Genomic DNA, 22,143 nt, shown 5'->3' with positions numbered 1-22,143 from the left:
TTTACACTGTAATCGCATTGCCTTTACACCGTAATCGCGTTGCCTTTACGCCGTAAAGGCGACGCGATTTGCACGCTATACAATCGAGGCTTCAGCAACCCTTGTTTAGATGGGCACCACCATTAATTTCCCATAAACTCTTTGCCATTCCATAGAATAGTCGTAACTTTGCAACGATTATATACAACATGTTTACCAATTGTGGAAGAATTTGGCTGCTTGCAACCACACAAAAAAATGCTAAAACTGCGAAATGTCCCTCAAATTTCACGGTTACTTGCGTTCGTTTCCACGTAAAGAAAGTAATGCAATTATGAGTTATTTATTTTCTTCAGAATCTGTTTCCGAAGGGCATCCCGACAAGGTTGCCGACCAAATCAGTGACGCACTGCTTGACCAGTTTCTTGCTTATGACCCACAAGCCCATTGCGCCATCGAGACCTTCAACACCACCGGACAGGTCATCATCATGGGCGAGGTGCGCTCTACAGAGTACATTGACCTGCAGACCATTGCCCGAAAGACCATCAACAAAATAGGCTATACCAAGTCAGACTACCAGTTTGACGGCAATTCCTGCGGCATACTCACGGCCATTCACGAGCAGAGCGACGACATCAATCGCGGCGTTTCGCGACAGGAAGAGGATGCCCAGGGTGCTGGAGACCAGGGCATGATGTTCGGCTATGCGGTCAATGAGACCGAGAACTACATGCCTGCTACGCTTGACTTGGCACACCTCATCATGCGCACATTGGCCGATATCCGCAAGGAAGGCCGGCTGATGACTTACCTCCGCCCCGACGCCAAGAGCCAGGTGACCATTGAATACAGCGACGCCGGTGTGCCACAGCGCATCGACACCATCGTGGTATCCACCCAGCACGACGATTTTATCAAGCCCGCTGACCATACCTTCAAAGCTCAGCAGAGAGCCGACGAGGCAATGCTCCGGCAGATCTACGACGACGTGAAAAGCATTCTCATCCCCCGCGTCAAGGCACAACTCGGAGAGAAAGTACTGACGCTTTTCAACGACGACATCAAGTACTACGTCAATCCTACAGGCAAGTTTGTCATCGGAGGCCCTCATGGCGACACCGGGCTCACCGGCCGCAAGATCATCGTCGACACCTACGGCGGCAAGGGTGCACACGGTGGTGGAGCTTTCTCGGGTAAGGATCCCTCAAAGGTGGACCGCTCCGCAGCCTACGCTGCCCGCTATATCGCCAAGAACATGGTGGCGGCCGGCGTAGCCGACGAAATGCTTGTACAGCTCGCTTATGCCATCGGCGTGGCTGAGCCCGTCAGCGTCTACGTGGACACCTACGGCAAGAGCCATGTCAACATGAGCGACGGTGAGATAGCCCAAAAGGTGAAAGAGCTGTTCGATCTGCGGCCACATGCCATTGAGCGCACACTGAACCTCCGGCAACCCATGTACTTAGAGACGGCGGCCTACGGACACATGGGCCGAAAAAACGAAGTGGTGGAGAAGACCTTCACCTCCCACTATCATCAGACAAAGACCATGAAAGTGGAGCTCTTCACGTGGGAGAAGCTCGACCAAGTGGACAGGATAAGAAAGGCCTTCGGACTCTAAGATATTCCGCTGGCCTTATCACTGAAAGGATAAAATGATTTCTGAGCAAGATTCAGCACAAGTATCAACAGCGACTGAAGCCGCACATCAACATGCGGCTCAGACGCCGCACAGCGGATGGCATTCGCCTGCGCAAATCCTCTCGTGGCTGCCTAAGACAGCCACGCCATGGCAACAGGACTCGGCGATAAGGGCGAACTTCAAGTTTGTAGAGAAAGACTGGCTGCACATGCCCAACCCCATGCGTACGCCCACAACGAAGGCCGACCCGAAAATCACCGGCAACTTCACCAAGCCTCTCTACCACACCCATTCGCTCGTACAGCCTGATTCTATCTACCGCCCCGAGTATGCCGTCTATCGACGCGGGGTGGCAGGAGATCCGGTGCCATACACCATCGCTGGCGACTCCATCATAACCTCTGTGCTGCTCTTCTGCTTTATCATTGCCTCCATTGCCATCGCCCAGGCCAGGCACTTCCTTGAGCGACAGCTTAAGAGCTTCTTCCGCCCCCCCCGCGAAGGCACCACTGTCATTACGGAGACCAGCAACGAGATGCGGTTTCAATTCTTCCTTGTGGCACAAACTTGTCTGGTACTTGCGTTAATACTCTTCATCTCGTCGCGTAGCATGGCCCAGGAGTCCCTGTCCATTGTCCATTATCAGGCACTCGGCCTCTTTACGGGTATCTTTGCCGCCTATCTTTTGGTCAAGTTTCTGCTTTACAGCATCGTGGACTGGGTCTTTTTTGATAAGAAAAAAAATATACAATGGATGAAGGCTTTCCTCTTCATCATAGCCGCAGAAGGCATCCTTCTCTTCCCCATTGTACTGCTGTTGGCCTACTTCCACCTAAGTGTCAGCAGTGCATCCATTTACACTCTTTCCGTTATTCTTATTGCCAAGTTACTGGCTTTTTATAAGATCTATACCATCTTTTTCAAACATAATACTGCCATTCTGCAAAGTTTTTTATACTTTTGTGCTCTTGAAGTAATGCCATTGGGCATCCTATGGGGTGTCTTGATGATGACAGGCAGTTATTTGACAACAATTTTTTAGGACAATAATTAGTACATTATTTAGCATTCAAAGCAAGATGATAAAGAAGATTCTGATATCCCAGCCAAAGCCGTCAAGCGAGAACTCTCCCTACTTCACATTGGAGAAAGAATACGGAGTGGAGCTGATCTTCAGGCCATTCATAAAGGTGGAAGGGCTCACAGGCAAAGAGTTTCGCCAGCAGAAAGTCAGCATTCTCTCGCATACTGCTGTTGTTTTCACATCTCGACATGCCATAGATTTTTTCTTTCAACTGGCAAAAGAGCTGCGACTCACCATACCCGAGGACATGAAATACTTCTGCGTCACGGAGACCATCTCTCTTTACATCCAGAAATACGTGCAGTATCGCAAGCGGAAAGTGTTTTTCGGAACGACCGGCCACATCGACGACCTGATCCCACAGATGGTGAAGCACAAGAACGAGAAATACCTTGTGCCCCTGAGCAGCGTCCACAATGACGACATCTCCAAGATGCTCGCGGCTAAGAACCTGCAGTTCACCGAGTGCGTGATGTATCGTACGCTCTCCGATTCCTTTACTGAAGACGAGATCCAGCACTTCGACTACGACATGCTAATCTTCTCTACCCCCACCGGCGTGAAGTATCTCACCGAAGCCTTCCCCGACATGAAGGAAGGCCAAGTGAAGATTGGTGTCTTCGGTCCTGCTACAGCTAAAGCCGTCAAAGACGCACATCTAAATGTGGACCTTATGGCAGGAACGCCCGAATATCCTTCAATGATCAATGCGCTGAGAGATTATCTTGAGACAGAAAACGGCAAGCAAACCTAAGGTTGGCAACACATGAGCACGGGCAACACCTTACCCAAGACAGAGCGGATCCACCACAAGAAGCTCATCGATAGTCTCTTTGGTGGCGGCAAGAGCAGAAGCATGACCGTATTTCCGCTCCGTCTGGTCTATATGCCTATGGAGGGGAGCGATGACAACCAAATGCTCGTGTCCGTGCCTAAACGCTGTCTGCACCGTGCCAACAAGCGCAACCGAATCAAGCGACAGGTAAGAGAAGCCTACCGACTGAACAAGGGGCTCATCAGCAGCAAGCCCTTAGCACTCGCCTTTATCTGGCTCGACAGCAAGCTGTGGAGCTCTAATGAGGTGACACAATGCATGGTGAGCCTGCTAAAAAGAGTGGAGGAGAAACTTCATGAAAATGATTAAGCGCATCATAGAAGCTGTTACGCATGCCCTGTCGTGGTTGCTCGTGTTGCCCATCATTTTTTATCAGAAATTCATCACGCCCTACACGCCACCCTCCTGCCGCTTCACCCCCACCTGTTCGGAGTACGCACGCCAAGCCATCCTCAAGCACGGGCCCATCAAAGGCTTAGCTTTGGCGATATGGCGAATACTGAGATGCAACCCGTGGGGAGGCAGTGGATATGACCCAGTGCCATAAGCAACAATCCCTGAAACACCTATATACATAGATTAATCCAACGGTCTCGCCCGTCAGCAAGAGAGAGACATTAAAGAAATAACATCATTCATGAAAAACTTTGTTGAAGAACTGAAATGGCGCGGCATGCTCGCACAGATGATGCCGGGGACGGAAGAGTATCTGCAGTCCCACCTCGTCTCAGCCTATCTCGGCACTGATCCTACTGCCGATTCACTTCATATCGGTCACCTCTGCGGCATCATGATGCTCCGTCACCTGCAGAGCTGCGGCCACAAGCCATACCTTCTCGTAGGCGGTGCAACAGGTATGATTGGTGATCCCTCAGGGAAAAGCCAGGAGCGTAACTTGCTTGACAGCGACACACTCTACCACAATCAGGAGGCCATCAAGAATCAAGTGTCTAAATTCCTCAACTTTGACGGCAATGAACCCAACAAAGCTGAGCTTGTCAACAACTACGATTGGATGAAGAATTACAAGTTTCTCGACTTCGTTCGCGATATTGGCAAGCACATCACTGTGAACTATATGATGGCAAAAGACAGTGTGCAGCAGCGCCTCAACGGTACGGCCCGTGATGGATTGTCGTTCACAGAGTTCACCTATCAACTGTTGCAAGGCTACGATTTCCTTTATCTCTACCAGCACCACGGCGTGCGCCTGCAGCTCGGAGGCAATGATCAGTGGGGCAATATGACTACCGGCACAGAGCTCATCCGCCGTACATTAGGCAATGACGCGGAGGCATTCTGCCTCACTTGCCCCCTTATCACAAAGGCTGACGGCAAGAAATTCGGCAAGACTGAGAGTGGAAACGTCTGGCTTGACCCCAACCGCACTACACCGTACGCATTCTATCAGTTCTGGCTCAACGTCAGCGACGATGATGCCGAACGCTATATCAAGATCTTTACCGACCTTGATCAGCCTACCATTCAGCAACTTACCGAAGAGCACAAGCAAGACCCGGGCCGCCGTATACTGCAGCGCCGTCTGGCCGAAGAGGTGACAACGATGGTCCATTCAAAGGAAGCCCTCGACATGGCCATCACAGCGTCAAACATTCTCTTTGGCAAAGCGACGAAGGACCAGTTGGCAAGCCTCGACGAAACAACGCTCAATGATGTCTTTAAGGACGTGCCCCACTACGGTTTGCCAAAGGCTGAGCTCGGAGGAAAGGCTATTGATCTCTTCTGCACGGACGGATTCGACATCTTCCCCTCCAAGGGCGAGATGCGTAAGCTCGTCAAAGGTGGCGGCGTGAGCCTGAACAAGGAGAAGCTCACGGCTTTCGACCAAGTGATTACAGCCGAGGATCTCATCGACGGTAAGTATCTTCTCTTGCAGAAAGGCAAGAAAAACTATTTCCTTATTACCGTAAAGTAAGACGGATTCCGCAACAATAGCAGATTCTCCGTTAATACATATACAATCGAGTAGGAGGAAAACGAAGTAGTTTTCTTCCTACTTTCGTTTTCCGACCTCTCACACCACCGTACATGCGGTCCCGCATACGGCGGTTCCTATTTTGGGGTGCCATTCGAGATACGTCCCCATTAAAGTAGCATACCCTGCTGCACGTAGATTGTTGTTACTTATTGCAGTTGCTAAAATAGGACTATTAGCTATATGCCAATAACCCTTACGAGTATTACCCCATTCGTATGCTTGGTATTTATTAATACCACATCTAATGAGGTTTGCCACTTTTGTCTTGACTTTCTTCCAAGCTTTCCATATACACATGCGTATTCTACGTCTTAACCATTCGTCTGTTTCAAGCAAGAGACGCTTCATATTGGCAAGGTGATAATAGCCAACCCACCCTCTTATGTATTCTTTCAGCTTTTGCTTTCTCTTGGCATATCCCCATCCATTGCTGCGACTTGTCAGTTCTTTCAACCTTGACTTCATCTTGGCTTTGGATTTTGGGTGCACAGTGAGTTGGCATTTGCCTTTCATCACATAAAAGGAGTAGCCCAGATATTTCACTCCACGTACATACGACACTACGGTCTTTTCCTTGTTGACTCTGAGATATAGAACATTTTCTATAAATCGGGTTATAGACTCCTTCACTCGCATTGCAGCCCTTTTGGACTTACAGAATATCATCGAGTCATCGGCATAGCGTACAAAGGGAAGCCCTCTGCGTTCAAGTTCTTTGTCCAATTCGTTGAGTATGATGTTACTCAACAACGGACTTAGCGGTCCTCCTTGGGGAGTTCCCTCTTCGCTCGCTTCAAACAAGCCTTTGTTCATTACACCACTTCGGAGATATTTGTGTATAAGACTGACCACTCTGCCGTCTTTTATCGTACGGCTGAGAATTTCTATGAGTTTGCTATGGCTCACGGTATCGAAGAAGCGTTCAAGGTCAAGGTCTACTACATATATGTAGCCTTCATTAATTATACTTTGCGCTCCTCGTATTGCGTCATGGCATCCTCTTCTCGGACGGAAGCCGTAGCTCGTCTTGGAAAATTGGTTCTCATAGATGGGGGTCAATACTTGGTTTATGGCTTGTTGCACCAAACGGTCTACTACTGTAGGTATTCCCAACAGGCGCATCTTGCCATTGTCTTTGGGTATTTCTACCCTTTTCACTGGGTTTGGACGGTAAGAGCCGTCCATCAAGGAACGGATGAGCAAGTCCTTATTGGTCAATAGCCATGGGAGCAACTGCTCACACGACATCTTGTCGATACCACCACAGCCTTTGTTTCTCATAACTGCCTTGTAGGCTCGGTTGAGATTTGAAGGGCTAAGGATTTGCTCGAAAAGGTGTTCCTTGTCGAATGGTACTTCCACGATGTTGTCTTCACACATCCACATGTAGGTCTGCACTCCCCCATACCATTCGGTTTCCGACCTATCTCTTTGGGGGCAGCCATTAACTTGGGATAATGTTTTCTGCATTCTTTCCTTCATGAGGTATGTTTCAATTACTATCGCTTGATTGTTAGGTTCAGCCCTTCATGCAACGTTATCGAGTATTGCACTACTATGGCGTCTGCTGACTTCTCACGGCAAGCTTTACTCCACTTCTTTCGTAAAAAAAAACTATTTGAAGTGTCCGTGAGACCTCCTCGGATAAGGGCATTGTCTTTCCATCTTATACCCACTTCATTTACACCAACCGTTCCGAATAGCTATAGGGCTTTGATTTGTTTAGCAACCTTACCCACGGTCATATGCCTTGTATGAAGTTTCTGTTCGTTAGGTCAGATGTTTGCCGCCGGCTTCTTTCAGATTCCACCTCACGATGGACGCCCTTGCCTTTGGCTATGTAATTCCCGCTATTAAGGCTTACTCGGGACTTGCACCCGTTAGACAATACTCATGCCGAGCATACTACAAAAAGCCGCATACCCGTGTTGGGCATGCGGCTTTTTTATCTTTCAGAAATTGCTTAGAGCTCGAACTTATAACCCAGCGTGAACTGGAAGACACTGTTCTTAGCATCATTGTTGTCCCATACCTTTGTCAGGCCCCAGTTGTAGCGTGCGTCGAGCACCACGTTCTTATACTCATAGGAAAGACCCACAGGGATGGAGAAATCAACTGACTTTGCATTCAGTTCAACAGTCCCTTTGGCATTACCTACAGAGGTATTGGCAACAGTCTTGCCCTTGCTGTTCACATTGAAACCAGGCTGAACACCGAGCTTCACAGCCAGTCCGGGAACGACATAAACGTTGGCCATGATGGGAACGTTGATATAGTCGAGCTTATTGGTGTACTTGAGAGACTGCTTCATGACAGTCTTGTCGTACTTATTACCCTGCTGAGAGTAGATGGCACCAAGGCTCAGAGCGAAGAGATCAGAAACCTGATACTCACCCTCAAGACCAGCAGCCAGACCAATACGGTTGTCGTAATTGTCACTCTTGGTAAGAGAAGCAACGTTTACACCTACCTTCGGCTGCAGTGTGAAAGAACCAACTGCATGCTGAGCGAATGTTGCTGTGGATGCTGCAAGGAGCATCAGAGCGGAAGCTAAAAACTTTTTCATAGTCTTGTCTCCTAAAAATTAAATTGTATTATTTAATATATATGTTGTTATTCCTTTACGAACAGAGTTTGCAACTCTTTTATTATAACGACGCAAAGTTAAGGCCAAAGTTACACGTTGCAGGTGGGAAAAACCCTATTTGTAGGTAGAGTTTTCCCTAATTGACACTATTCTTGTTTTATATCAAGGGTAAAGATGACAAATTGGCGGACATGAAAAAGGTGGGCCACACACTGTGACCCACCTGTATTCAAGTGACATACCTTTTACTTATTCAGCTTCCACGTCGCGCCATCTTTAGTGTCCTGTACCACGAATCCGGCGTCGGTGAGCGTGTTGCGTATCTCATCGCTCGTGGCCCAGTCCTTAGCTTCCTTAGCTTTCTGGCGCATCTGCAGCACAAGATCCACGATTCGCCCGTAGGATTTCTCCCGCTCGGGACTTCCCACGCCACGGTTCGACTTGAGTCCAAGAATGTCGAAGGTGAAGAGGTTCATCGTGTCAGAGAGCTCCTTGAGGTCCTCGGCAGAGATCTTCGCCTTGTGGTCGAGCAGCGTATTGATGAGATGGCATGCCTCGAAAAGCGCGCTGATGACAAGCGGTGTCTGCAGGTCGTCGTTCATGGCATCGTAGCAACGCTGGCGCAGCTCACCGACAAAGTTGCGCACCTCAGGCTGCGAGCCTTTTGCGGTCTGTATGCGGTCGAGATTGGAGATGCCGTCTATGAGACGTTCATACCCCTTCTGTGCTGCCTTGAGCGCGTCGTTGCTGAAGTCCACTGTGCCGCGATAGTGGGCCGAGAGGATGAAAAAGCGGATGGTCATCGGCGAGTAGGCCTGATCGAGCGACGGGTGATTACCGGTAAAGAACTGCTCCAGCGTGATGAAGTTGCCGAGGCTCTTGCCCATTTTCTGCCCGTTGATGGTAATCATATTGTTGTGCATCCAGTAGCGCACCATCTGGTCGCCCTGCGATGCCACAGCCTGCGCAATCTCGCACTCATGGTGCGGGAAGATGAGATCCATGCCTCCACCGTGAATGTCGAAGTGGCTGCCGAGATATTTCCGCCCCATAGCCGTGCATTCGCAGTGCCATCCGGGGAAGCCATCACCCCACGGACTCGGCCACCGCATGATGTGCTCAGGCGTGGCGCGCTTCCACAAGGCGAAGTCAGCCTGGCATTTTTTCTCATCGGTACCGGCGAGATCACGGCTCTTATCAATGATGTCGGTGAGATTGCGGCCTGAGAGAATACCATATTTATGATCTTTATTGTATTTCTGAATGTCAAAATACACCGACCCTTGGCTCTCATAAGCGTATCCGTTACTGAGGATTTCCTTCACCAACTGCTCCTGCTCAATGATGTGTCCCGTGGCGTGCGGCTCTATCGATGGCGGCAGCGTGTTGAGCAGTTCCATGGCTTTATGGTAGCGGTTGGTATAGTACTGCGCAATCTCCATGGGTTCCAGCTGCTCCAGCCGCGCCTTCTTTTCAATCTTGTCGTCGCCCTCATCGGCATCGTGCTCAAGGTGCCCCACATCCGTAATATTGCGCACATAGCGCACCTTATAACCTAAATGGCGGAGATAACGGAAAAGCACGTCGAAGGTGATGGCCGGACGCGCATGCCCCAAATGCGGGTCGCCGTAAACCGTAGGACCGCAGACGTACATGCCCACACAAGGAGCATGCAGTGGTTTGAAGAGCTCCTTCTGACGTGTGAGCGTATTATAAACCAAGAGGTTCTGTGTCATCGCTTTATTCTTAAGATGTAATTCTGACTGCAAACTTACACTTTTTTTCCCGGAAATCAGCTTCTTTGATACGTTTTTTATTATCTATCTCACGACGTCATAGGGAAAAGCCTACCGCCAATTAGGTTTTTTCCCCGATATGGAATAAGAATCATTACTTATCTTTGCTGATAGATAATATATTCATATAAGTATTAATGTAAGACTGTAACCATGAAAAAAACATTTATTTTTCTGCTCGCTCTCATCTCCACACTGACGGCCTCAGCACAATACTACCCCAACGGCAGACCGATACCCCCACGTCATCGCTACGCGTATCAGCATGACCGACACGACGCTTACACCCCCTTTAACGACACTTACGTCGGTTTCCGCCTTGGCATGACCACTGCTACAGTCCATTCCGACGCCGCCATCCTCGACGGCAGCGACCCAAGGACGGGCCTGGACATTGGTATAGTGGCCGGCACACGCCTCACCTACAAGGTACCGCTCTATTTCGAGAGTGGGCTGTCCTATACGGAGAAGGGTGGCAAAGGCAACTACAAAGGCAGCAAATTCACTTACCGCCTCGAATATTTAGAGCTTCCTCTCGTTGTGAAATACAAGTATGCCTTGACTCCCGACATCGCGCTTGAGCCTTTTGCCGGCGGCTATCTCGCTCTCGGCGTGGGTGGAAAGATCAAGGACTTCGGCGAGCGCGAGGCTTATTCGAGCTTCAGCGGCGATGAGAGAGCCAGTTTCCGGCGCTTCGATGGCGGCCTGCGCTTAGGCTGTGGAGCGAGTTTCAACGCGCTCTATCTTGGGCTGAGTTACGACGTCGGCCTTGCCAATGTGGGCCACTACGACTTTGAGGACACACGGACGGGATCACTCAATCTCAACATAGGCGTTACCTTCTAAAACGGCTCTTGCAGGTATCCCGTCTGAAAGCCTTATCCATCGCATCGCCTCTACACCGTAATGGCATCGCCTTTACACTGTAATGGCATCGCCTCTACACTGTAATGGCATCGCCTCTACACTGTAATGGCATCGCCTCTACGGTGTAGAGGCGATGCCATTACAGTGTAGACGGAAGGCCCTTATTTCACCTTTGTCTCATTCCCGCGTTTTGCACGCCCTGAGATCGTTCTCAAGCTGCGTGACCTTGCTTGCTCCCACGATAACACTCGTCACCCCCTGCTGTTCCAGCACCCACGACAAAGCCATCTCGGCGAGGCTCTCTCCTCTTTCCGACGCCTCAGCATTGAAGTTGCGAAGCCTCTTAAGGAGCTCAGGCGTGAGTACGTCCTTCTGAAGCGATACGCTGTGCGCCATGCGGCTGTCAGATGGAATGCCGTCAAGATAACGGTCGGTGAGCAACCCCTGTGCCAACGGTGAGAAGCTGATGAAACCGATGCCATGGCTGTGACAATAAGACAGGATGCCCTCATCAATCGGTGAACGGTCAAGAAGGTTGATGCGGCCCTGATAGATGAGCAGCGGCGTGTCGTGTTCACGAAGGTACCGGTCGGCCACCTTCAAGGCATCCAATGGCCAGCGGCTGATGCCGACATAGAGAGCCTTACCCTGGCGCACAATGTCGACCAGTGCCTGCAAAGTCTCCTCCAACGGCGTCTCAGGATCGTAACGATGACTATAAAACAGGTCGACATAATCGAGATGCATACGCCGCAAGCTCTGGTTGAGGCTCGCCATGAGATACTTGCGAGAGCCCCAGTTGCCGTAAGGCCCGGGCCACATGTCGTAGCCGGCCTTGGTGGAAATAAACAGCTCGTCGCGATAAGAGCGGAAGTCATCGTCCATCAGACGCCCCATCGTCTCCTCGGCTGTGCCATAAAGGGGACCGTAGTTGTTGGCCAGATCAAAATGATTGATGCCGTGATCGAAAGCGTAATGCGTCAGTTCGCGGCTGCGTTCATAGGGGCCCGTACTGCCGAAATTCTTCCAGAAGCCAAGGCTGATCTTTGGCAAGAGCACGCCCGAGTGGCCACAGCGGCGATACATGTGTGCATCATCGTATCGACGGGGAGATGCGAGATAAGGTTGCTTGATATCCATATTTGTTTTTGTTATATGCCGCGTTTCACTACGACGGCAATAGTTTTCAGTCTCACATAGTTATCGCTCAGATACATGAAGCCACCGTAAGGATTGTCGGTACCCCACGAGCTTTTGGCAATGAAGAAGCGCCGTCCGTCACGGTCACGGGCCAGTCCGCACAGCTCCATGCAATGGTCGTCGGTGGTCTGGAACCGCTCGAAGGCCCGCTGACGCTCCTGCTGCGTCACTTTATGGTCTTCGTCGGGCAGGATGGCGACGCCTTTGCTGAAGCTGAAGCCTGGCTCGGAAACGTCGCCCTCCCAGCACACGGGATGGCCACGGCGCAGGGAATTGATAACGACAGCCATCATCCGGTCTATCGGCATATTGTAGAAAGTGTCTTGAAGGCAATTGTCGGGCGACTCCAAAACAAAGGAGCTTCCGAAAGGATGATGGGTAAAGCTTGTCAAGGCAGCGTAGTCGCCCTTGAGATAGACGCTCTCCGCAAACTGCTGTGGCGTATACCCTATGCCAAGCATAAAGAGAGACGGCGGAAGAAAGCCTATTGTCCTGTCAAGATTGTCACCGATCCGCTGGTTAAGCTTGTTGAGGCTTGGCGACGCCTTTGCCGTGAGCATAGCCATACGTGTGAGAGAATTGTAGCTGACGCCTTCAAAGGGATGGTAGCTGTCGTAAGGCTCCATGCCGTAACGCTCTGTCAGCCTCAGTGCCGTTGTCGCCATGCCGCGCATCGACACCTTCGCCATGCCGCGCGTGAGGTAGTAGGTGCGGGCCTGATCCTGCAGCCACAACCTCGCGGGATAGTCGGGGGAAAGATTCACCGAGTCGCCTTTCTGCAGCCGCTCCGTCTCAATCGTCGCAAGCATAGCGTAAAGCCAGCAGAGCGGACCGCGGCCCTGGTCTTTCACAGGGGTCGTCTTCAATACCACCTCATTGTGAAAAGCCTTTCTGTTAGAGCCTTCTTCAGAATGGCCCGTGCACGCAAGGAGGAGAAAGGAGAGCATCAAGAATAAAAAACAACACTGTCGCTTCATGGTCACAAAATTAATTAATAATTGACATTTCTTACCCATAAAATGACATTTTTCTCATTCAGTGACAACAAATATCAAATAAATTGCTTATATTTGCAGCATGAATACATAAAAACTGAAAGTGCTATGATGCAAGAACTCATTGATACTCTCTGCGATGAACAACACACCTTAGTTGTGCTTCACGAGGGGCGCATTCGCACCTTTGACGGACAGGGAGTCCGCCATCTGTACAATATGATTAACGAGGAGCCAGAGCTGCTCTACGATGCCAAGGTAGCCGTTAAGGCCGTAGGCCGGTCTGCAGCAGCCATGATGGTAGAAGGAGGCGTCATCGAGGTCTACGCCGAGTATATTTCCCAGCAGGCTTACGACACGCTGAAAGAAGCAGGCATCAAGGTCAGCTTCGAAAAGAAGCTCAACCATCAGGACTTTCTCAACGTGTGGAGAAAGCTTGGCGAACTGGAAGCCATTCCAGCCTGAACGAAAAAGCGTCATAGGGCATTTTGATGCGCACACAGGGCAGATCTATAAGAGACAAGACTTTTTTAGCTCTGTCAGCAGCTGTTTTTATGCGTCATGATGTCAAGCACCATGTCGTCGGTAGGATTCATGGCCTCTTTTCCAATGGACGTAAGATTGCGGATGCTCTTGTCCACGTTGTCGTCCACAATGCCTTCGGCCGCAGTCACTTGCTGATGCTGCATGGACAGCAGCGCCGAGAGTAAAGCCGACGACACACCCGAACATATCTTAATGCTGCAAGAGGGTTTCGCACCGTCGCAGATCATGCCCGTGAGGTTAGCGACCATGTTCTGAATAGCCGCGCACACGCGGCTGTAGTCGCCTCCCATGAGATAGACAATACCGCAACTGGCTCCCGTGCTGGCTACCACGCATCCGCAGAGAGCCGACAACGTGCCAAGACTCTGCTTGATATAAATAGCCGTGAGATGAGAGAGCGTCAAGGCTCGAATAAGTTCTTCCTCCGTGTTCTCATTCTCTTTAGCAAAGACCACCACGGGATTGGTGGCGCAGATGCCCTGATTACCGGAGCCACTATTGCTCATCACCGGAATCATGGCACCACCCATACGTGCGTCGCAGGCCAAAGCCGTCATAGAAATAATGTGAGAAAAGATCGTATTTCCAAAGATGCCGTGACTCAACGGACGGTCGATGGTCTTGCCAAGACAATGCCCATAGTTGCCCTTCTTACTTTCCTCCGCGGCGTGGATGTTGTAATCACGCGCCGAAAGCATGAAACGGATCTCGTCGATCGGCGTTGTCGTGGCAAATTCCCACACGGTTTTCATGTCAAGTTTCAAGCATTGCCGTACCTCCTCTGCGTCAACACACTTGCGCTTGTCAAGCAGCACCTTGCCGTTACGCTCCTCATAAACAAAATTGGTATGGCTGCCTGAGATGATGGCTGTGGCCGTGTCGTCACCACTCTGGCATGTCACTTCAATATAAAGCTTCTCCGTGATGCGCTCTTTCAGCTTGATATCGATGCGCTTAGGGTCGCTGATGTAGTGCTTTCCCTCTTCTAAGGTTTCCGGCGTAAGGTCCTTGATGACCTCCAACTGATACTGGCTCTTGCCGACGATGGCGCCAAGGGCAACAGCGATGGGCAGGCCTATCATGCCTGTACCGGGGATACCCACCCCCATCGCGTTCTTGAGCATGTTGCCGCTGAGCAACACCCGAATGGAATCAGGACGCTTGCCTAAATCCTCCGCGGCACGAGCTGTACACAGTGCCACGGCCATCGGCTCTGTACAACCCACAGCCGGCACCACTTGCTGATGGATCAACTGGATGATCCGGTTTCTTTTCTCCTTCTCAAGCATCGTTTCAATGTCTCTTTTCTTTGTATGCGTCGAGCCCTTTGTTGAGGAAATCAAGATAGGCAGGGATGTCCTCCTTGTAGGAGAACGACCCCGAGAGCACGTTGCCGTTATTGTCGAGGGTAACATAGAAAGGCTGCGCGTTGGCGCCGAACTTATGGCTCTGCAAGTAACTCCACTTGTCGCCCACAGTGCGCAGAGTACGTTTCTGTCCGTTAAAGAGCGTCACCTCAATAGGTTGTGGCAACTTGGTCTTGTCATCCACATAGAGCGAGATAAGCACATAGTCTTTTTCCAGCTTCTGTGCAACGGAAGGATCCGTCCACACAGCTGCTTCCATCTTGCGGCAGTTGACGCAACCGAAACCCGTAAAGTCGATCATCACCGGTTTGCCCTGCACTTTGGCGGCAGCCATACCAGCCTCATAGTCTTTGTATTGTGCTTCAACGACATGGTTGTTGAGATTGAAATCCTGTGTAGTGATGGGAGGGGCAAACGCCGAGACAGCCTTGCAGGGAGCGCCCCACAGCCCAGGAATCATATAGATGGCAAAAGCAAAGGAGCACAGCCCCAGCATGATGGCGGGCACAGACATAGGCTTCTGCAAGTCGCCGCCAATGGCATCCTGCCGGAATTTAAGCCAACCCACAAGATAAGCACCCAATGCAAAGAAGACGACAATCCATAGAGAAAGGAACACCTCACGGTCCATAATGTGCCAGCCATAAGCGAGATCGGCAACCGACAGGAACTTCAACGAGAAGGCAAGCTCCACAAAACCCAGCACAACCTTGATTTGATCCATCCATGATCCGCTTTTGGGGCTTTTCTTCATCAGTGCGGGGAACATGGCGAAGAGTGCGAAAGGCACAGCCAGAGCGATGGCAAAACCAAACATACCGATGGCAGGAGCCAGCCAATCGCCCGAGGTGACCGTCTGAACCAGCAGGAGACCAATGATGGGAGCCGTGCAGGAGAAGCTCACCAACACAAGGGTGAAGGCCATGAGAAAGATGGAAAGCAAGCCCGTTGTGCTCGAAGCCTTGTTGTCTACCTTGTTGGCCCAACTGTCAGGGAGCTTGATTTCAAACCATCCAAAAAAGCTCACGGCAAAGACCACTAACAGCAAGAACAGGAAAATGTTGAAGATAGCGTTGGTGGAGAGTGCGTTAAGCGTTGACGGACCAAAGATAGCGGTCACGCCAATACCCATGGCCAGATAGATGACAACGATGGAGATGCCGTAGATGACGGCGTCGTGCACGCCCCGCTTCTTATTGTCTTTGGAACGTTTGAGGAAGAAACTCACCGTCATCGGGATGATAGGCCAGATGCAAGGCATCACCAACGCCAGCAGACCACCCACGATTCCCATCAGGAAGATGTAGAACAAAGAGTGGTTGGCAATGTCATTGGTGCCGCCAAACTGCTGCAACTGATTGACGACCGGCTTCCACAGCGCGTTCTTCTCGCCTTGCGAGAGTGTCGCTGCCGTTGCTGCATTGGCCTGAGCCAATGAGTCAGCCTTCATCGAATCAGCCCTGGCAGCGGCATCAGGGACTGCCATCGTGGAGGCATCATCATTCATAGCCGCCCCCGCAGCCGTGGCATCCGTACCCACAACATTTCTTTTTGCAGCTGCATCATTGGCCACTGCCGGACTCTTGCCGCCCTTCTTGAAGTCGACACTCGTCGGCGGCATACAGGTTTGATCGTTGCAAGCGCCATATTCAAGATAAGCGTCAATCTTATAATCGGGTTTGGTGAACTTCACCTTCTGCACAAATTCCACACTTCCCTCGAAATAACGGAGCGTCATCTCGAAGAGCTTGTCGTAGTTCTTTATCTCATGGCCACGCGGCTGGAGCTTGCCAACCAGTTCCACTCCGTCGAGCTTGTTGACATTGAAAGTAGCAGAGATGGGGCCGTCAGCACCCAAACCAGTGCTGTAGACATGCCAGCCTTTATTGATTTTTCCCAAGAATACTATCTCACCTTCTGCCGTGTTGTTCGTCTTCAACGTAGCAGTGAACTTGACAGGGTCCAGCATTTGGGCGTTGGCCATGATGGTGACAAGCATCATTAGGGCCAGGGTTATCAGTTTTCTCATCTTTATAAATCTTTTTACTTTTCAGTTATTGTCTTCTCATTCCCTAATACGCCATGGAGGCAAAAAGTGGTATCGCTCCTTTTAATTATTGATATTTTTTAACCTACATGACGCCAATCCATCGTAAAATGTCGTTAAGATTGGCGACAATCATCAGCAGGACAAGCAAAGTGATGCCCACATATTCGGCCTTGATGAGGAATTTCTCAGACGGTTTGCGCCTCGTGATGATCTCATACAGCAGGAAAAGCACATGACCACCATCGAGTGCGGGAATAGGTAGGATGTTCATGAATGCGAGAATGATACTCAGGAAAGCCGTCATCATCCAGAAGAGATGCCAGTCCCACTGATTGGGGAAGAGCGAGCCTATCGCTCCGAAGCCACCCAGGCTCTTGGCTCCGTCGGCCGTGAACACGTATTTCATATCGCTCACATAGCCTGAAAGCACGTCCCAGCCATACCTTACACCGGCAGGAAAACTCTCAAAGAAACCATAGCTGATATGCGTCATCTTGTTGCGATAGAGGTAATCGGGACCTCCGACCGCAAAGCCTAACTTGCAGTCGGATGTGAGCAAGGTCTTGACAGTATCGCGCTGAGACTGAGCCTTCTCAATGACCAGTGACACAGTGCGTAGCCGCAGGCTGTCCTTATGAGAGCTTGTTGCTGCCAGCTGATCACTAATGACGCCCAAGACTTCCGTAAACTCATTGTAGGAATCTATGGCCTGACCGTTGACCGACAGAATCTTATCGCCCTTGCGCATGCCTATCTTCCAGGCCGGCGTCTCCACCGAGTCCTTGCTGTTTTCCGCCACTGGCATCCGCTGTAGCACAGTATCAGCCACAGCCGGTACAAAAGGACGGACAAACTGTGGTGTATTTTTCAGCATGCCCAGCAAGTTGATGTCACCAGGAAGTGCAACACGAACCTTCTTGCCACCACGCATCACATCACACCACTGTGCAGTGGAAATATCGCGGAAGACATCGGCGTTGAAATCCTTAAACGGTCCCTTCTCCGTGCCAAGAAGAATGTCATGATCCTTGAAGCCATACGACTTGGCCTCCTTGTTAAACTTCATTCCCATCGACATGTCGGCCACACGGACATAGCTTTCACCCCAATGGAACATGATCATCGAATAGATAAACAGGGCGAGAACGAAGTTGACCGTCACTCCCGCCACCATGATGATGAGCCGTTGCCATGCGGGCTTGGTGCGGAATTCCCATGGCTGAGGGTCCTGTTTCATCTGTTCGGTATCCATGCTTTCATCGATCATGCCCGCAATCTTGCAGTATCCGCCAAGGGGTAGCCATCCCATGCCATACTCTGTGTCGCTGTTACGGGGTTTGAAACTGAAGAGCTTGCCACTCCATTTGCCAATAGTGACATCAAAAAAGATGAAGAACTTCTCCACCCTTACGCCGAAAAGTTTTGAGGCGAGCATATGTCCGCCCTCGTGCAGCAACACGAGCAGAGAGATGGAGAGAATGAATTGTAATAGCTTTATAAGGAATACTTCCATATCTTGCCTTTGATTTCTTCCAGAAAAATGATAATGGTTATTATTGTATCAGAGCCTGGGCAATGCGCCTTGCCTCGGCATCGGTCTTAAAATAAGTGTCGAGATCGGGAGTCTTATCATATGTAGCCTGCCGCATAGTCTCTTCAATGATATCGGCCATACCCAAGAAAGAGCACGCTCCACGACGGAAAGCGGCATTGGCTACCTCATTGGCGGCATTGAGAATACACGGCATGTTACCGCCTTGATGAATAGCCTCGTAGGCCAATCTCAGACATGGGAACTTCTCCACATCAGGCTTGAAGAACTCCAACTTCTGGGTCTTGAAGAGGTCAAGACGGTCGCCTTGCAGAGAAAGTCTGTTGGGAAAAGAGAATGCATACTGTATGGGCAGCCGCATATCAGGTACCCCAAGCTGCGCCTTTACAGCGCCGTCCCTGAACTGCACACCGCTGTGCACGACACTCTGCGGATGGATGAGCACCTCTATCCGGTCAGCAGGCACGCCGAAAAGCCATTTGGCCTCCATCACCTCAAAGCCTTTATTCATGAGCGAAGCAGAGTCTATGGTGATCTTCGCCCCCATCTTCCACGTGGGATGACGCAAAGCATCGGCAGCCGTCACCGTCAGCAATTGCTCATGTGTGAAGTTGCGGAAGGGTCCGCCAGAACACGTGAGCAGGATTTTATCCACCTCGTTCATCTCCTCTCCTACCAGGCTTTGGAAGATGGCGGAGTGCTCCGAATCAACGGGCAAAAGGTCTACATGATATTGCTGCACAAGGTGGAGGATAAGCTCTCCGGCCACAACCATGGTCTCCTTATTGGCCAGACAGATTTTCTTGCGTGCCTTGATGGCGCGAATAGTCGGCTCAAAGCCCGCAAATCCCACAAGTGAAGCCAGGACCATGTCGATGGGACCGGCCTCGACAATCTCGCACAAGGCCTTGTGACCGGCATAGACTTTGACATCCGTATCGGCGAGCTGCTCCTTCAGTGCAGCATAATGGGACTCATCGGCAATCACCACGGCGGCGGGATGAAACTGTCGAGCCTGTTCGGCCAGCTTTTCAACGCTATCGTTGGCTGTCAGCGCATAGACCTCATAAAGATCGGGATGCTGGCTGATGACATCAAGAGCCTGAGTGCCTATTGAACCAGTTGAACCGAGAATACATATTTGTTTCTTCATCGTCATTATTATGTCTTACGGGAATGGATAGCTTCTACAATGACAAAAGTCCTTCGGGAATGGTTACGGTAATGCTTTGATGCTTCTTATCTATTGCCTTGACCAGTTCATGGCTGGCCGGAATCAACAAATCTCCGCTTTCTGTTGATACAACGAAAAGCAGGTTGACCGTTGAATCGTCAATAGCTTTCACAGTGCCGACAAGCTGGCCGGTAGACTCGTCAACAATCTTAAAGCCAACCAATTCGGCCTGTGAGGCTACCCCGTCGCTGCTGTCAGATCCTTCTCTTGGGAAATAGACCTCACACCCTGTCAGCGCGGACGCCTGTTCAAGTGTATCGATACCTTCCAGCTTTACCAAAGCTACGACATCTGAGCTGAAGCGATATTCTTCAAAGAAAAAGGGTACCAACAGTCCGTCAATCATAACAAAGAAAAAGTCTGCATTCGTACGATCGAAGACATCATCATCGAAAGTAAAAGCTATTTCCCCTTTAATGCCGTGCGGCTTGCCAAGGCTGCCAATGCGGAACACATCACCAAGCTTAATCATTGACACGCTGAATGTGAGCTCCAAGCTCATTGAGCCTCTTCTCAATATCCTGATAACCGCGGTCGATCTGCTCAATATTTTCAATCCGACTGGTGCCTTTGGCACTCATGGCAGCGATAAGCAGCGCGATTCCCGCACGTATATCGGGACTTGTCATACGGCCTGCACGAAGCTGAATGTGATGGTCCTGACCCACCACAACAGCGCGATGGGGGTCGCAGAGAATGATTTGAGCGCCCATATCGATGAGCTTATCGACAAAGAAAAGACGGCTCTCAAACATCTTCTGGTGGATGAGCACCGTACCGCGAGCCTGTGTGGCCACGACCAGCAGCACTGAGAGTAGATCAGGAGTAAGCCCTGGCCACGGAGCATCAGCAAGCGTCATAATTGTGCCGTCAAGGAAAGAGTCGACGATGTAATGAGCCTGGTGAGGGATGACCAAATCGTCATCTTCAACCTTGATCTTCACGCCGAGACGACGGAAAGCGTCAGGAATAGGACCGAGATTGCGTAAGGATACATCCTTGATGCGCACGCCATTGCCCACCATCGCCGCCATGCCGATGAACGAGCCCACCTCAATCATGTCGGGAAGGATGCGGTGAGTGGCCCCGTGCAGACGGTCGACACCCACAATGGTGAGCAGGTTACTGCCAATGCCCGAAATGTTGGCGCCCATCTGATTGAGCAGATGACACAGTTGCTGAATATAAGGCTCACAGGCAGCATGATATATAGTGGTGGTGCCTTTTGCCATGATGGCTGCCATGATGATGTTGGCAGTGCCGGTGATCGACGCCTCATCAAGAAGCATGTACGTGCCTTTGAGCTGGTAACCATGAATCTGATAGACATTGCGAACTGCATCGTAAACGAACTTCGCACCTAAACTCTTGAACCCCAAGAAATGTGTATCGAGCCTGCGACGCCCTATCTTATCACCGCCCGGCTTGGCAATCGTTGCCTTGCCAAAACGTCCGAGCAAAGGACCGTACATCAGCACAGAGCCACGGAGACGGGCGCATTTCTGCACAAAATCAACACTGTCGAGGAAGTCGAGATTGACCTCATCAGCTTGAAAAGTATAGTCGTAACAACCATTTTGCGTAACCTTCACACCCACATCTTTCAACAACTTGATAAGGTTGTTGACGTCGAGGATGTCCGGCACATTGGTAATACGCACAGGATCACTGGTGAGCAGTGAGGCACATATCACCTCTAAGGCCTCATTTTTCGCGCCCTGCGGGATGATGGTTCCCTCAAGCTGATGACCGCCTTCAATGACGAATGACTCCATAGGCTCCTGTTATTTCTTCTTGCGTTTCTTTCCACCGCCATTGTTGACAGAAGCCATGCCGCGCATGTCCACACGCTCAAACTTAAAGTGACTAAGGTCGAGCTGTATCTTTCCGTCGGTAAAGCGCGCAAGATCGTCAGCCACTTTCTCGTCATCGCTCAGCCCATGTCCCCATTGCATCAGGTCGCGCTTCATCTGGTTGGCTGTAATAGCCGCCAGCTGATCGCGCTCTTTACCGGGCTCCATGGTCTTAAGCTTTGCGAAGAGCTCAAACACCAATTTGCCGTAATGGCGGGCTGGAATGTCGCTCATCTCATAGTGGATGGGCTGCGGCTTCTCACTCATCACCTTTACCTTCGACACATCGACCGGCCAGTCAATATCAAGCTTGAAATCGCTGATCAATGCCAGCTGATCCCACAGCTTCTGCCGGTAGTTGTCGGTCTGAAGCACTTGCGGACTCACCAGCTCCATGGTGTCAATAATGGTGTAAGCGCAGCGCAGGCGTTCCTCGCGGTCGGGAATCGTCATGCAGTGGTTCACCATTTTCTGTATCTCGCGCCCATATTCGGGAAGCACGAGCTTCTCACGCTGTGTGTTATAGTCTAATCCTGGGATATTCATGATAAAGT

General features: G+C 50.7%; 20 protein-coding genes. 8 read left to right on the top strand and 12 right to left on the bottom strand.

What is annotated here, in order from left to right; translation table 11 throughout:
- Positions 1-313: 313 nt before the first annotated feature.
- From metK to tyrS, 6 genes are all read left to right on the top strand, one after another.
- Entirely contained in the window at positions 314-1,603 is a 1,290-nt protein-coding gene (gene metK, locus PREMU_RS03830; RefSeq protein WP_007573260.1) for a methionine adenosyltransferase, read from the top strand.
- 34 nt (positions 1,604-1,637) lie between these two features.
- Positions 1,638-2,666: a DUF4271 domain-containing protein gene (locus PREMU_RS03825; RefSeq protein ID WP_007573259.1), complete on the top strand. Its 1,029-nt coding sequence runs from the start codon at positions 1,638-1,640 to the stop codon at positions 2,664-2,666.
- A gap of 37 nt (positions 2,667-2,703) precedes the next feature.
- Positions 2,704-3,462, top strand: coding sequence for a uroporphyrinogen-III synthase (locus tag PREMU_RS03820; RefSeq protein WP_007573258.1), 759 nt, complete (start codon positions 2,704-2,706; stop codon positions 3,460-3,462).
- A 12-nt stretch (positions 3,463-3,474) separates the two neighbouring features.
- On the top strand, positions 3,475-3,852 hold the full coding sequence (locus PREMU_RS03815; RefSeq protein WP_007573257.1) for a ribonuclease P protein component: 378 nt from the start codon (positions 3,475-3,477) through the stop codon (positions 3,850-3,852).
- Complete coding sequence (gene yidD, locus PREMU_RS03810; protein WP_040557979.1) at positions 3,839-4,090, top strand: membrane protein insertion efficiency factor YidD; 252 nt, start codon at positions 3,839-3,841, stop codon at positions 4,088-4,090. The genes PREMU_RS03815 and yidD overlap by 14 nt, the downstream gene beginning before the upstream one ends.
- 90 nt (positions 4,091-4,180) lie before the next feature.
- Positions 4,181-5,479, top strand: coding sequence for a tyrosine--tRNA ligase (gene tyrS, locus PREMU_RS03805; RefSeq protein WP_007573255.1), 1,299 nt, complete (start codon positions 4,181-4,183; stop codon positions 5,477-5,479).
- Positions 5,480-5,578: 99 nt separating this feature from the next.
- On the opposite strand, the gene ltrA is transcribed toward tyrS, so the two are convergent.
- From ltrA to cysS, 3 genes are all read right to left on the bottom strand, one after another.
- Positions 5,579-7,024, bottom strand: a complete 1,446-nt coding sequence (gene ltrA, locus PREMU_RS03800; protein WP_007572400.1) for a group II intron reverse transcriptase/maturase — start codon at positions 7,022-7,024, stop codon at positions 5,579-5,581.
- 481 nt (positions 7,025-7,505) lie between these two features.
- Positions 7,506-8,108, bottom strand: coding sequence for a porin family protein (locus tag PREMU_RS03795; protein ID WP_007573254.1), 603 nt, complete (start codon positions 8,106-8,108; stop codon positions 7,506-7,508).
- A gap of 266 nt (positions 8,109-8,374) precedes the next feature.
- Positions 8,375-9,865 carry a cysteine--tRNA ligase gene (cysS, locus tag PREMU_RS03790; RefSeq protein WP_007573252.1) on the bottom strand — a complete coding sequence of 497 codons (1,491 nt, stop codon included), beginning with the start codon at positions 9,863-9,865 and terminating at the stop codon, positions 8,375-8,377.
- A 213-nt stretch (positions 9,866-10,078) separates the two neighbouring features.
- Between cysS and PREMU_RS03785 the strand changes: the two genes are divergently transcribed.
- Positions 10,079-10,771, top strand: a complete 693-nt coding sequence (locus PREMU_RS03785) for a porin family protein (protein WP_007573251.1) — start codon at positions 10,079-10,081, stop codon at positions 10,769-10,771.
- A 198-nt stretch (positions 10,772-10,969) separates the two neighbouring features.
- On the opposite strand, the gene PREMU_RS03780 is transcribed toward PREMU_RS03785, so the two are convergent.
- Positions 10,970-11,932, bottom strand: a complete 963-nt coding sequence (locus tag PREMU_RS03780; RefSeq protein ID WP_007573249.1) for an aldo/keto reductase — start codon at positions 11,930-11,932, stop codon at positions 10,970-10,972.
- An 11-nt stretch (positions 11,933-11,943) separates the two neighbouring features.
- Positions 11,944-12,969 (bottom strand): C1 family peptidase, encoded by a 1,026-nt coding sequence (locus PREMU_RS03775; RefSeq protein WP_040557978.1) that lies wholly within the window; start codon positions 12,967-12,969, stop codon positions 11,944-11,946.
- Between the two features lie 126 nt (positions 12,970-13,095).
- On the opposite strand from PREMU_RS03775, the gene PREMU_RS03770 reads away from it, so the two are divergent.
- Positions 13,096-13,452: a DUF1893 domain-containing protein gene (locus tag PREMU_RS03770; RefSeq protein WP_007573245.1), complete on the top strand. Its 357-nt coding sequence runs from the start codon at positions 13,096-13,098 to the stop codon at positions 13,450-13,452.
- 74 nt (positions 13,453-13,526) lie between these two features.
- Here the strand turns inward: PREMU_RS03770 and PREMU_RS03765 are convergent, their stop codons facing one another.
- The 7 genes from PREMU_RS03765 to PREMU_RS03735 form a co-directional block, all read right to left on the bottom strand.
- Positions 13,527-14,822 carry an L-cysteine desulfidase family protein gene (locus PREMU_RS03765; RefSeq protein WP_007573244.1) on the bottom strand — a complete coding sequence of 432 codons (1,296 nt, stop codon included), beginning with the start codon at positions 14,820-14,822 and terminating at the stop codon, positions 13,527-13,529.
- A gap of 4 nt (positions 14,823-14,826) precedes the next feature.
- On the bottom strand, positions 14,827-16,929 hold the full coding sequence (locus PREMU_RS03760) for a protein-disulfide reductase DsbD family protein (RefSeq protein ID WP_007573243.1): 2,103 nt from the start codon (positions 16,927-16,929) through the stop codon (positions 14,827-14,829).
- A 103-nt stretch (positions 16,930-17,032) separates the two neighbouring features.
- On the bottom strand, positions 17,033-18,463 hold the full coding sequence (gene rseP / locus PREMU_RS03755) for an RIP metalloprotease RseP (RefSeq protein ID WP_007573242.1): 1,431 nt from the start codon (positions 18,461-18,463) through the stop codon (positions 17,033-17,035).
- A 40-nt stretch (positions 18,464-18,503) separates the two neighbouring features.
- The gene (locus PREMU_RS03750; protein WP_007573241.1) at positions 18,504-19,655 is read right to left on the bottom strand and encodes a 1-deoxy-D-xylulose-5-phosphate reductoisomerase; all 1,152 of its coding nucleotides are present in this window, start codon (positions 19,653-19,655) and stop codon (positions 18,504-18,506) included.
- 34 nt (positions 19,656-19,689) lie between these two features.
- Complete coding sequence (rimM, locus tag PREMU_RS03745; protein ID WP_007573240.1) at positions 19,690-20,208, bottom strand: ribosome maturation factor RimM; 519 nt, start codon at positions 20,206-20,208, stop codon at positions 19,690-19,692.
- Complete coding sequence (gene murA, locus PREMU_RS03740; RefSeq protein WP_007573239.1) at positions 20,201-21,511, bottom strand: UDP-N-acetylglucosamine 1-carboxyvinyltransferase; 1,311 nt, start codon at positions 21,509-21,511, stop codon at positions 20,201-20,203. Before murA ends, rimM begins: the two co-directional genes overlap by 8 nt.
- Positions 21,512-21,520: 9 nt before the next feature.
- A complete protein-coding gene (locus PREMU_RS03735) occupies positions 21,521-22,135 on the bottom strand; it encodes a DUF4290 domain-containing protein (protein ID WP_007573238.1) in 615 nt (204 codons plus the stop codon).
- Between the last annotated feature and the right edge of the window lie 8 nt (positions 22,136-22,143).

It is taken from the genome of Hallella multisaccharivorax DSM 17128, from assembly GCF_000218235.1.
Lineage (GTDB): Bacteria > Bacteroidota > Bacteroidia > Bacteroidales > Bacteroidaceae > Prevotella > Prevotella multisaccharivorax.
The sequence above is the reverse complement of the archived record's forward strand: the minus strand, read 5'-3'. Positions and strand labels throughout refer to the sequence as shown.